General features: G+C 50.9%; 5 protein-coding genes. All 5 read right to left on the reverse strand.

The annotated features are described in order from the left end of the window. Positions 1-71: 71 nt before the first annotated feature. Positions 72-1,043, reverse strand: a complete 972-nt coding sequence (gene glpX / locus ACX1C1_RS25170) for a class II fructose-bisphosphatase (protein ID WP_458954855.1) — start codon at positions 1,041-1,043, stop codon at positions 72-74. A 547-nt stretch (positions 1,044-1,590) separates the two neighbouring features. Further along, positions 1,591-10,143: a carbohydrate binding domain-containing protein gene (locus ACX1C1_RS25175; RefSeq protein WP_458954856.1), complete on the reverse strand. Its 8,553-nt coding sequence runs from the start codon at positions 10,141-10,143 to the stop codon at positions 1,591-1,593. Positions 10,144-10,298: 155 nt separating this feature from the next. Continuing rightward, positions 10,299-12,032 carry an extracellular solute-binding protein gene (locus ACX1C1_RS25180; RefSeq protein ID WP_458954857.1) on the reverse strand — a complete coding sequence of 578 codons (1,734 nt, stop codon included), beginning with the start codon at positions 12,030-12,032 and terminating at the stop codon, positions 10,299-10,301. Positions 12,033-12,160: 128 nt separating this feature from the next. Continuing rightward, positions 12,161-13,039, reverse strand: coding sequence for a carbohydrate ABC transporter permease (locus ACX1C1_RS25185; protein ID WP_458954858.1), 879 nt, complete (start codon positions 13,037-13,039; stop codon positions 12,161-12,163). A gap of 18 nt (positions 13,040-13,057) precedes the next feature. Beyond that, positions 13,058-13,912 (reverse strand): ABC transporter permease, encoded by an 855-nt coding sequence (locus tag ACX1C1_RS25190; protein ID WP_458957795.1) that lies wholly within the window; start codon positions 13,910-13,912, stop codon positions 13,058-13,060. Positions 13,913-13,950 lie beyond the last annotated feature (38 nt).

Genomic DNA, 13,950 nt, shown 5'->3' on the forward strand with positions numbered 1-13,950 from the left:
TCAGCAATCAAATAAAGCGGAATGTTCCACCGTGCTTGCAGCACGGGGACATTCCGCTTTTCAATTACTCGTTAATCTGCGATTTGTAGAAGCGCCTTGTTGGGAAGATAGTGGATGGATTTGATGAAGCGGATCGTTTTGGTTTTGGCGCGCATCACGATAGAGTGAGTTTCCGCTCTCTCATCCGGAAAATAGCGTACGCCGCCAAGAAACTCTCCGGGCGTAACACCGGTAGCTGCGAATATAACATCCTCTGTTCCGACCATATCGTCCATGGTTAAAACTTTGTATGGCTCGGTGATGCCCATCGCAATACATCGGTCGTATTCGGCGGCATCTGCCGGCATTAATCGGCCTTGAAGCTCTCCTCCCATACATTTGAGCGCAGCTGCAGCAAGTACGCCTTCGGGAGCCCCGCCTGAGCCTACATATAGATCGATCCCCGCCTCGGGAAAGGCTGGCGCCATTGCCCCGGCTACGTCACCGTCGGACAGGAATTTGATTCGAACTCCGACTTTGCGGAGCACTTTAATCAATGTTTCATGACGCGTTCGATCAAGGATCATGACGGTTAATTCTGACGCTTTTTTGCCCAGAGCTTCCGCCGCCTTTGTCAATGTCTCCTCTAAGGGATCTGTAATGCTCAGCTTACCAACCAGCGTAGGCCCATATGCAAGCTTCTCCATATACATGTCCGGCGCGTGCAGAAGCTGTCCCTTACCTGCGACCGCAATAACGGACATCGCATTATTAAGCCCTTTGGCTACAATTTCGGTTCCCTCTAGCGGATCCACCGCAACGTCAACCTCGGGCCCGTTCAGACTCCCTACCTCTTCGCCAATATATAACATCGGCGCCTCGTCCATCTCACCTTCGCCGATCACGACCGTCCCCCTTATCGATACGGAGTCGAACATCGTCCGCATCGCTGAAGTGGCGGCTCCGTCTGCACCATTCTTATCCCCTCGCCCCATCCAAGGCGCCGAAGCCAATGCCGCCAACTCCGTTACTCTGACAATCTCTAGCGCAAGCTCTCTCTCCATTGTTACTCTCTCCTCATCCTGATTGTGTGTGGACGTGTACCCGGTACCCGTGTGTACCAAGCTCGTTCTTTTTGTCGTGCCGTGCCGAGGTGTTTCGTGTGAAATGGGCCGCAACTACGTGCGGGGCACCAGCCAACCTATTTGCTAATCTCGTCTCGTTCATCTGTGGTAGTTATTTAATATGTATCATATATTTATATATGACGCAATATATTAGTCATATATTTTTATTTAATACATCACTTATGACCTAATTAGTTTTATATTGAAGTTGCTGCAAAATACAAACAAACTCGCTTGAACAATGTAGCTCTGAGCTAAAGCCAAAACTTTTTTTTGGGCGGTTATGTCGGCGGAAACGACAAGTTGGACAGGCATAGGCTAGTTAAGGGCGAGCTAGTTAGTCCCACCATCATGTTGGCTATGGAGCTCAATTGGTACGCCGAACAAACTACTCTCGCAACGCACAAAAATCCCCTCCCAGATCAATATCACCGAGAGGGGCAGGACGATCACTTCATGCTGTTACGATACCTGCTGCGAGCAACTAGCTCGAATAAATCTCAACTTCGAATAAGGAGGGACCATACGGCGGGAATCCTTTATCCGTAATCCGGATGCGGACATAACGTCCTGATGCCGCCTGCTCCAGCGTAACGGTTTCCTTCAGCTCACTATCGCCAAGTGCCCGGCTCGCCGAGAACACCGTTACCCATTCATCACTCTCAGCGCCTAGATCGTTAGCGGATGCGGACGCTGTTTGGACTTCAAACGACTTGCCGTATGCGCGCTCCCAGGTTAGTACGAGTCGGGAGAATGATTGTGTACTGCCAAGATCGATGTATACCCATTCTGCCGCATATGGAGACAACTGGTTCTGAGCCCAGTCGGATTCCCAGCGCGTTCCATCGTTTCCATCCGTCACATTCGCGGCGGGGAATACCGGATTAACACTGGATGCCACAACCGTTCTGCCTAGTGCCAGATTAGTGGAGGTCGGCTCTGTACCGCCATCGCCATCGCCATCGCCATCTCCCGGCTCCGTTCCTCCTCCGCCAACCAACGTGCCGTAAATGGCGAACTCCCATAACGAATATCCCCATGTTGTACCGCGAGTGGTGCCGTACATCCGCACATGTCTAGCTTCTTCGCCATGCAATGTAATTTCATCTAGGCCGCCATTTCCGTTAGACTCAGAGAATACATCCGTCCAGTCACCCTCACCAGGGGCAGCCTCATCCGAAATTTGCAGCTTATACGACTTCGCATAAGCGCCTTCCCACTCGAGCAGCACTGCATCAAGCGTGTACACACCGCCGAGATCGATCGCAAGCCACTGTGGATCCACTCCAGCAACAGATTCCCAGCGCGTGCCCGCATTGCCGTCGAAAGCGCGGGAAGCTGCTCCGCCTGTGCCGTTCGCACTTGACGCGGCTGCGCTGGATGCACGCGCGAGACCGATGTTAGGCGCGGCAGTCAACACCTTCTGCTGCACGCTGTTCACTCCGTAACCCGGAGCTTCAATCGTGATCGCGTATGTGCCGGTCGACGGGAACAGCTCCGCAGCCAATGTCAGGTTGCCCGCTTCTAACGTCACATTATCCATAGACGCTACAACGTCATTGATAAGCACCGCAGTTACTGCGCTCCTCCATTCAGCATTATCCGCAAATTGAAGGGTGATCGGCTGTCCAAGCTTATTATCCGTGGAGTCGGCCGTCAGTGCTGGCGGAGACTTCACTTCCTTGATCGCGACGTTATCAATAAAGACGGTATGCTCGGCATCCGGCGTCACAAGCGCCCCGCTTATCACGTTACCGAGCAAAAACTTCAGAGACAATTGAATATCACCTGTAGGACGAAGCGTCGTCTTGTGTACATCCGACGCATTAGTCGTCAAACCGAATATGACGGATTGATTGTTGTTATAACCGCCAAGCTCCGTTACGATCGGTCGTTGCGCCGTTGACCAGGCGTTAAAGCTAAGCTCATACGTTTGGCCAGCCTCAAGCTTGATTCCGGTCTGAGTAAACTGAGTAGACCAGCCTACAGGAACATTCCAGGTCGGGTGCATGCCGCCATGCCAATGGATGACCGCTTGCGCCGCTCCATCCTGAACTGTAATGGTAGAGTCACCGCCTTCTCCTTCCCATGAATCCCAGTTCGCAAGTCCCTGCTCCATACCGCCGTTAAGCACTAGATTACCGTCTCCCGCCAACATCTGCTGATGAACAACAACCTCTGCGAATCCATCAGCGGCAATCACAATGTCATATATGCCTTCTTGATCAAAAACATCCGCCGCAATAACCAAAGCGCCATCCGCAATCGAATAGAGGTCCGTACTCAGAGTCAAACCATTTAGGGTAATTTCCGTAATCGCATCCGCCCAGCCAGCAGTTGGCGAATAAGGCAATGTTACCGACATGCCGATCCGGTTCTCCGATGTGTCGGCAAGAACCGTGGCCGGCTGCAACAGCGGTGCGTATTGCACAGCGAGCCGAACATTATCGATCTTCACCTCATGAGCGCCTGATGGGCTTTGCGCCGTCTTGCCCGTCATGATCTTCAGCGCGAGGATTTCATCTGCCGGTATCCGGAATGTGTATTCGAAGCGTTGCTTCTCTTCATTAAGCGGGAGCGACCCCGAGAAGAAACGGCGAACGTAACCTGCGTTCTCTAACGACACCTCGATGTCCCGATCCACGCTGGACGAGGCTTCGAATGAAAGTACGTAGGAGAGGCCACCTGCCAGTTGCAGATTGGATTGATTCAGCATGATGTTCCAACCTGCAGACCCCACATTCGTTACATCAATGACAGCTTCTCCCCCGGCTCCGGAGAACGTTGCCGCTCCCCCTTGCGTGAACGGCTCCCAACCGTCGAGACCGAAGTAGAATTCTCCGTTCTTCACCGGATATAAATCGATTCCAGAGAAATCAACATTGCGATTAGAGGTTCTAACGAGACTTATATCATCCAGATATACGTGCGCTGCAGAGCCGCCGATCAGAATATCCAGCTGCGCTTCTCGATCCGTAACGCCGGCTGGCATATCGAACACAGCGACTTCGATGCTTTCACGCTCCGTACCTAGCTGAGTCGTGAACGGTCCGGCATAGAGCGTCCCATCCTTCCCTGTTAATCGAACCTCAATGGCTCTAGCATCGTCCGCCCATCCATCCAGCGTAAGCTTATAGGTGTCATTCTGGAGCAGCCCGATCCCCTTTTGTTTCAGGATGATGTCTGACGTTTGCTCCCCGCCATTGACAATATCAGCCGTCAAATATCGTTCATCTGGCAAGACAAACAGCTCCGCCTCCGCTTCCCCAGACAGCAAGACATGCCAATATTTCATACGATCCATCGTACCGAGATCAAACGATCCGTTATATACATGATTGCCGTTGTCCATCGGCAGCTTTGGATCATCAGGTGTGCTTACCATATCGATCTCTTCGACTCTGACATTGCCGATCCAGACATCCGCCGTATTCTGCCCTACATTAAATTCGAGCCGGGCTACCGCATTCGTGTCGCCGGTCATCAAGAACCGATATTCGTAAGATTGAAGCTCCTCCGTTAACCCGGCGTCAAAATTATCCGAATAGATCGCCCAGTTGCTGCTTGCATCACCGCCGAATTTCATGCTCATGCTCCGGCTCGCCGATGCTTTAGCATCAAAGGTCAACTTATAGGCCTTTCCTTTGACAAGCGTCAAATATTGGATGAGCTGCAAGGCGTAATTGGCATTGCCGCCTGCAGTTAGATCCAGCTTCGCGAACTTGATGCTGTCGATCGTATCGACGCTGGCCGTGCCGGAGCCCCCAAATTGATTATCATGCAGGAAATTCCAATAGACGGGGTCCATATCCGGCGTTGCGTCGGTCACATCTTGGATGCCTTCTTCATAACCGATGTCATAAATAAAGCTTCCGCCTAAGGCTGCTTTACCGCCATCTGGGAATTCGTCCGGTACAAGCTCCGGCTCAACCGGTTCATTGTAAGGACGGCCAGTCAAATCGAATACTCTTACATAGTCGACCTCCATAGTCGCAGGGAACGTATTCGTGTCGGGGAGGCGACCACCGTCGTAATTGCCCCCAACAGCCAGATTCATGATGATATAAAACTCTTTGTCAAATGGCGCCGGGAATGCATATTTGTCAGGCTGTCCCGCACCCCAGCTATGCCAATCATTGATGGTCTGATAGAGATTGCCGTCCACATACCATCTTAGCTCCCCCGGCTCCCACTCCAGCGAATAGGTATGAAAACCGGTGAAATCCTCGCCTTCTGGAAACTCGTAATGCGAGCCCGTTGCCTTATTATTTGGAGAACCCTTGCCGTAATGAATCGTACCGTCTACCGTCTCCGGCAGCCGACCTCTCGCTTCCATAATATCGATCTCGCCTGACGATGCCCATCCGCCATATTCGGTATCTCTCGGCATAAGCCAGAACGCGGGCCATAGTCCTTGACCGGCCGGCAGCTTCATGCGTGCCTCGAACTTGCCGTATGCCTTGCCGAAGGTAGGCGAAGTCCATAGTCTGCCGGAAGTATAGGTTTTGCCTCCATAGCTCTCAGGTTTCGCTTCAAGGAGCAGGCTGCCGCCTTCGACCTTTATATTTTCCTTCTTATAATATTGCAGTTCGTTGTTACCCCAGCTGTCGAGCCCGTAATCACTGCCCGTACCTTGCTGGTAAGCCCACTTGGACAGATCGACACCATTGTCGTCCAGCTGCGAGCCCGTGCCGTCAAACTCGTCGTTCCAGACGAGCGTCCACATCTCTTCGCCCAATACCTCTTGTGTAACCGAAGCCGGCTCAAAGCCTGCGGCTTTTATCGTTATAACATAAACACCAGCAGCTCCAATTGCTCTTGCTTCAAGCGTCAGTACCCCCGACTCGGTATTGTACGCCGATCCAGCCAGCGACACGCCGTTCACCATAACCTCGTAAATGGAGCTGCGCCAAGCCGGCTGGTCCAAGAACGTCAAGGACAAAGGCGAATCCACGAGATTATGAGTAACGTCCGGCGAAAGGATCGGCGGATTAGGCAGCCTAATATCGTTGCCTGTACTCACTTTCTCTCCTGTCGCTTCTTTGGCTCCCTTCACCTCGAATCTCACATTATCGATATAAATGTGATGATCGCTCGTCACGTCCAGGTCCCCAACCTTCCCGAGCAAAAACTTCAAGCTCGTGGCTTCATCCGCTCCCATCGTGAATTCATATGCATAGGATTGGGTGAAGTCCTCCAGCTTTACAACCTCATTAAGGAAACGGGTATACGACGCATTCTCCGCAATTACCTCAATGGATCTTGGCAAGGTTGATCTCGCGTCAAACGAGACGATGTAGGTTTGGTTTCGTTTTAATTCCACCGCGCTTTGCAGAGCTTGCACATGCCAAGCCATATCTCCCGCATGCGTAATGGATGCCGTCAATGCTCCATGATCGCCGGCAATCGTTGCTTCCGAAGGTCCGTCGTATACACCTTGCACATGGGCGATCCAGCCTGTCAATCCATCGTCAAACGAGCCATTGACCGCCAAGAAAGCCGCCTCTCTCGCTCCTTTTACTTCCACCTTTACGTTATCGACAAACACATCATGTGAACCGATTGCAGCCGCATTCTCCAGCTCGCCTAGCAGCATCTTAAAGGATGCCGTTACGTCTGCCGTTACAGGCAATTCGTAGGCGAACGTCTGCCAGTCACTCGTCAGAGCTACACGCTCCGACAATAGACGCGTAGATCCGGAGTCGATCACCAGCTCCGTTTCGCGGTCGACCGAAGATCGAGCATCCACTGTCACTATATACGTCTGTGCCGTCTTTAATTGGAAGTCGTTCTGCATCAGCATGACATCCCACGCATTGTTACCCGTACTCGAAACAAATACTTTCATCGCCCCGTCTTGAACGGTGAACGCCGTTGCATGATCCCAGTTATCGTAACGTCCTTGAACATGCTCGCTCCAGAATAGCTTTCCATTCGAGAAATCCCCGTTTTTGAGTACGAATTGATTCTCAAGCGGCAAATCATTGGTTAGACTCACAAGCTTGATATCATCGAGTGTGATGCTGCCAGACGATCCTCCTAACAAAAATGCAAGAATTCCCTGGCGATTCGTCGCCCCATTCATCCGGAAGTCAACCGTATATTCGCTGATTTCGCCTGGCGAAATTTCGATTTGCTCCTCTGCGTATACCTCAGAGCCTGCTGCCTTTAATTGTAGGCTAATCGTTCGAACCTCATCGGTTGCCGCGCGGAACGTTAGCCGGTAGTCGTTTCCTTCGACCAGCTCAATACCATTCTGCCTAAGTACAATGTCGCCTGCTTCTCCTCCATCTGTGATAGCCACGGACAAATCGCGATCGCTGGAATCTACCATTGCCTGTGCAGACGCCCCATTAACCGCTTCGAAGGACCAATACGTCAATCTGTCCGTACGACCTAGATCAAAGGTTCCATTGTACACATGATTGCCGTCCGCGAGAGGTGTCTTGGGATCGTTTTCCTTATACGGATCACTCGCCTCCGTCTCCTCCAGCCTAACATTGCCGATCCATACCGGCTTCGTGCTGAGACCCAAATTAAATTCTAGACGGGCCAAGTTATCGGAATTGGCGGTCATCTGGAAGACCATCTCGTACGATTGTGCCGTATCAGATAGACTAAAGCTTTGATTATCCGAATATGTCGCCCATCCTCGCGACTCCCCGCCGCCAAACTTCGCAGATATGAACCGATTATCGCTGGTCAGTGCGTCAAACGTCAGCTTGTACCATCTACCTTTGCCAAGTGAAACGTTCTGAATGAGCTGAACGGAGTAGTTCTGGCTTCCGCCGTTCGTAATTTCACTCTTGGCGAATGGAACACCACCGATGTTCTCAATCGCAATCTCTCCATCGCCTCCGAATGTGTCTACATGAACGAAGTTCCAATAGTCTTCATTCAGTGTTACGCCAGAAGATGCCACTTCCTTAATGGGTTGAGTGAACGATGTGTCGTATACAAAATTACCATCGATTGGAGTCTTATATCCTTCAGGATAAGGCTCTTCATGGAAAACAGGCTCATTCGGTATGCTGTAGGACCAGCCGTCCGGCTCGTAAACACGAACATAATCCACAATCATCTCGGCAGGCAAATCACTATCCGCCGGCTTACGTCCACCGTCATAGTTGCCTCCAATGGCTAGGTTCATAATCATGCAGAACGGTTCATCGAACGGAGCCGGATAGGCATATTTGGCCGGCAATCCCGTCCCCCAGCTATCCCAGTTATTTAAGGTTTGATAGAGCTCGCCGTCGACATACCAGCGGATTTCTCCCGGCTCCCATTCGACTCCATACGTGTGGAAACCTGTTATGTCTTCTCCTTCCGGAAAGTGGTATTCGTCTCCTGTTGCTTTGTTATTCGGCGCGCTGCGGCCATAGTGGATCGTGCCTCCCACTTCTTGCGGCAAGCGTCCTCTCGCTTCCATAATATCGAGCTCACCAGATGCTGCCCAGCCCCCATACTTGCTATCCTTCGGCATCATCCAGAAGGCTGGCCAGATGCCATCCCCAACGGGAAGCTTCATCTTGGCTTCGAATTTGCCGTACGTCTGGCTAAAGGTCGGCTCCGTATAGATTCTGCCCGACGTATATGGCTTCCCTTCGTGACTTTCCTTCTTGGCAGTGATTTTAAGCATCCCGCTATCAGGATCGACATACAGATTGTCCTTCAGATAATATTGCTCCTCCAGATTGCCCCAGCCGTCCAGCCCATACTGCGAGCCCGTACCGAGCTGATATCCCCATTTGTCCAAATCGATTCCGTTACTGTCCAAATGATCTCCGGATCGGTCGAACTCATCGTTCCATACGAGCTTCCACGTTTTGGCCGGCGCTGTCGTTGGGCTTACGGTCGGGCTCGGGGACGGCTCCACCGTAGGTTCCGGTGATCCCGTACCCGGTCCAGCTGTCACGATTGGCGTAGGTTGCGGAATCGCCGTTCCACTGCCGCCGCCGATTGGTACACCAGCGTTATTGGTGATTCCGCCGATCGTGCCGCCACGTTGACGAAGCTCGCTCCCTTCGGCTCCCTCGCGGAAATTCAGCTCCTCCACATTCGCTCCATCCAGTACTTCGATGATCGCTTCGCTCTCTACATCAAGCGAATCGACATTCGAGCCGGAGCCGATCACGATGCGAACCGGTCCCTGTTGTTTGTTCACATGAATATGATTGGCGTCGGAGCCATTGAGGTGGATACTATGTATGCCGCCCCCCATAACAAACAACATTCCTTCAATTGTAGTATCCTCGAATATTACCTCTCCTTCGCCGACGCCAGGTGCTATATACGCATGGCCAGCGATATTCGAACCTACGAGCTTCACGCCGCTCGTCTGGATCAGCACGTTGCCTGCATAAGAAACATCACGGAAGGTACCGGAACGACCAATCGTTTCACCGGCCAGAGCCGCAAGCAGCGATACCGCATCAACGCGGTTCATGGCTTGCTGCGGGCGCAGCGTACCATCCGGATAACCGCTCAAATAACCTTCATCAACTAATCGGGTGAGCGCCCCTCTCGCGTAGTCTTGAACTGCGGCTGCGTCGCTGAAACCAACCAATCCAGTGCCTGCCGACTTTGTCGCCATGGATCTAAGCTGGAACGCCGCGTCGAGGAGCTTGGCTGCATCTTGACGTGTAATCGGCTCATTTGGTTTAAACTCGCCGCTCGGATATCCCGCGATAACGCCCGCCGCCGCAGCGGACATGACATCCTCCGCATACCACGCACCGTCTGAGACATCAGTAAACTCCTTCGAATCATCGGCTATGTACCGGAATATCGTATGGAGCAGCTTGGCGAACTGCGCTCTCGTGACGGATTCGTCGGGACGTAATGACCCATCGGGGAAGCCGGAGAGCAAACCCTTCGCGATCCAATCTCTCATGAGCTCTTCTCCCCAGGCCTTTCCCGTCTTTGCAATTGCCACTGGAGCAGCCGTGTCAGCCGAAGCTTGAGCCGGGATCATGCTGCATGCCACGGTTACAATCAACAACCAAATCAACCACTTATTTCGGATTTTTTTGTACATTCCAGTTCTCCTTTTCCAACGAATCTAATTTGATTACGCTTTCATAGACATAGGAAAAGCAGCCTGCCCCTTAAAGTCCGGTAAAGAAACGCTAAGATGGCAGGCTGCTTGGATGTAAGCTTCTAGTTCATTTGAATCATTACTTCGTGTTGGTTTTATTTCGCTTTATCATACCATTCGTTAACTTCTTTCGTAATTTGCTCGCCGCCCGACTTGTTCCAGTTCTCAACCATCGTGTCGAACGAATCAAGCGGTTGTTGACCGTAGATGATTTTGCTGAAGGTTTCGTTGAGCAGCTTGTTCAGAAGCTCGTTCTTGCTTTGCATGGTTTCGGTCAATGGACCCATGTAATAGTTTTTCATCCGAATATCCTTCTGATCGACGACAACTTTCATAGCGTCTGTATTTTCTTTGGTACGTGTATTAAACTCTTGTTTCTCGTATGGCGTTTCTGCAGCAGCGCCGCTTGCAAGCTTGATGTGCGTGTCGGCATACAGACTAGGAATACGAGCGCCTTCGTATGTCAGTGAGTAGAACAGCGGTGGTGCTGCTTTGTCCTTGAGGCCAGGGAACAGCTCAGGATACTTGGCGATATCCGCCGTCAAGCTGCCATCCGGCAACAGTGCGTAATCATATCCTTCTTTGAAGCCGTTTGCGAATTCGCTGTCCGGCTGCGGGTTCGCCGTGTTTTCGAAGAACCAGTTGTAATAATGAAGGACAGCTTCCGGGTTCTTCGCATCTTTATTAATGAAGAGGTAGCCGTTCGATGGCGGGTTGCCGCCGGCTGAACCAATTTTGCCATCGTTGCCTGCTGGTACAGGGTAAGCTTTGAACGTCGCACTTGGCACGTTAGTCTTCAGATCCGGGAACGGCCATGCTGGCAGCCAGTTCGGTCCGAACATAATGCCTGCTTCGCCTTTCGTGAAGAGCTCGGAGCCTGCAGACTCATCATACAACGCGGAATCTTGCGAAATGTAGCCTTTATCCATCCACTCTTTCAGCTTTCCAAGCGCATCCTTAGCAGCAGGGTTCACGGAGCCATGCTCGAGCTTACCTTCTGCGTTCAGGTTCCATTGGCCAGGCATCGTGCCATAAGCACCAAAAACGAAGCCGATATCCGTCATCCAGTTGTTGAAGCCGTTTTTGAAGCCTGTTGCAAGTCCGATTGTATTTTTATTGCCGTCCTTGTCTGGATCGCCATTGACGAATGCGTCCATAACAGTCTCCAGCTCAGCGATATTCGTTGGTGCTTTCAGCCCAACATTGTCCAGCCAGTCTTGACGGACCCACATGACATGGTCGCCGTTATATGCGTAGTCCAGAATCGGAAGCGCCATCTTGTTGCCATCGCGAGTAATCGGCAGCCAGATCGCCGGATCAAGCTCCAGACCTTCTTTGTAAATATCGTTTGCGTACTGATCCACTAATTCGCCGACTGGCATGAATTGTCCAGAGTCGATTAACATATTAACCGTTTCCAAGTCGCCGCGGTAAGCAACGACATCCGGCATTTTCTCACCGGAGGAGAGCATCAGGCGCAGCTTCGTTTTGTAAGCATCATTTGTGTTCGTTACAACCCAGTTATATTTGATTTCGATGCCAAGACGTTCTTTGATCGTTTGGGTTAGAATATTGTTTTCGATCGATTCGCCATCCTTGAAGATCGCGCCGTTCTCATTCAGGCCCCATACAGTCGTCAGTGTAATCGGCGTCGTATATTTGCCGTCTGCAAATCCGTTCTCCTCCGCTGTGCTAGTAGCTTGACCGCCATTGTCGCTAGGTTTGTTTGTTGCTGTGCTGCCTTCATTGCCGCCATTGTTGTTTCCAGAGCATGCTGCAATGGATGCTGCAAATGTAAGCACGAGCAACGTTGATACCCACTTCTTCATACTGCTACCCCCTGTAAGTTAAATAATGTTATAAATAACGATAATTTCTATATCGTTATAATTTAATCATAATACCGCTTTCACAACCTTGAAAGACCACTTTTTTGTCATTGATGCCATTTTGTCGCCTATTCTTTGACCGCTCCCAAAATGATGCCTTTGACGAAATAACGTTGCAGAAACGGGTACACGAGCAAGATCGGCAGCGTGCCGATAAAGATCTGGGCGGACTTAACTGTTCGTTGCGAGATGTTTTTCAGCTCATTCACATCTGGATTAATTTTGTTGAAATCCTGCTGAACGATAATCGTCTGGAGGAACGTCGACAACGGATATTTGCGATAGTCCGAAATATAGAGTAAACCATCAAACCACGAATTCCAATGCATGACCATCGTGAATAACGAAATTGTAGCAATCGCCGGCATCGATATCGGCAGGTAGATGCTAAAAAGTGTACGGAAATGTCCGGCTCCGTCGATGAGAGATGCCTCTTCAAGCTCCTTCGGCACTGCGCGGAAGAAGTTCATCAGCAGCACCATGTTAAAGACGTTAATCGCAAGCGGCCATACCAATGCCCAGATCGAGTTCATCAAATCCAGATTACGAATCAACATGTAGGACGGTACGATCCCGCCGCTGAAAAGCATTGTGAATAAGAAAAACCATACGTAGATCGACCGACTGTTGAAGCCTCGTCCGTCCTTCGACAAGGCATAAGCAGCGAGCAACATGAGCGACATGCCGACCGCCGTTCCGAGCGCCGTCCGCTCCAACCCCATAAGAAGCGCATTGTGGAAGTTATCATTGTTCAGCGTCTTGGTGTAGGCTTCGAAGTTGAAGCCAATCGGCGTCAGGCCTACGAGATTGGAGTTAGCCGGCGCGCTGGCACTGAAGCTGACAGCCAAAATATGAATAAGCGGCAGCACGCAGGTTATACATATTAGTGCGAGCAGTGTGTAATTGAATATCGAAAATAATCTGTAACCGTTTGATTTATGATACATGTTCTTCCACCCTCCTTGTCAAAAGATTCGATATCCAGCGTATTTGTGGGCCATGCGGTAAGAAAATACGATCAGGATAAGACCGATCAGTGACTTGAAGAGTCCAACCGCTGTACCAAAGCTGTATTGTCCGTTCAGAATGGCCGTCCGATAAACGAAGGTATCGATGATATCGCCTTTGTCGTAGACGAGCGAGTTGTACAGGTTGAAAATTTGGTCGAAACCTCCGTTAAGAATATTGCCGAGTGACAATGTGCCTACCACAACCGCAATCGGAATCATCGCTGGCATGGTGATGTGGATCGTCTGCTTCCAGCGATTGGCTCCATCCACTTCCGCCGCTTCGTACAATGATGGATTAACGCCTGACAGTGCAGCCAGGAAAACGATCGTATTAAAGCCAAAGTTTTGCCAGATATCGCTGACCACGACCGTGAACCGGAACCAGTCTCCGTCGCCGAGCCAGAAGATCGAATCAAAGCCCATCGCCGTTAATGTCGTGTTGACGATCCCTTTACTGCCTAACATATCCGTGAGTATCGCACCAAGAATAACCCATGAGATAAAGTGGGGAAGATAGACGAGCGTTTGCACAACGCGCTTAAAAAACATCTTCCGGACTTCGTTAAGCAAGATTGCGAATACGAATGGAACGATAAGACCAAATACGATTTTTAAACTGGATATGATCAGCGTGTTCCAAATGACCTGCTTGCTGTCGGGATACTCGAACATGAAACGGAAATGCTCTAGTCCGATGAATTTGGAGCCGAACATGCCGTCGTACGGCTTAAAATCCTGAAATGCCATAATGAGGCCGCCCATCGGGACATAAGCGAATATTAACGTTACGATCGTCGCTGGAAGCAGCATGAGATGCAACGGCCAAGTGCGACTTAGCTTTTCTTTTA

The sequence above is a fragment of the Paenibacillus sp. strain BS8-2 genome (assembly GCF_054483835.1).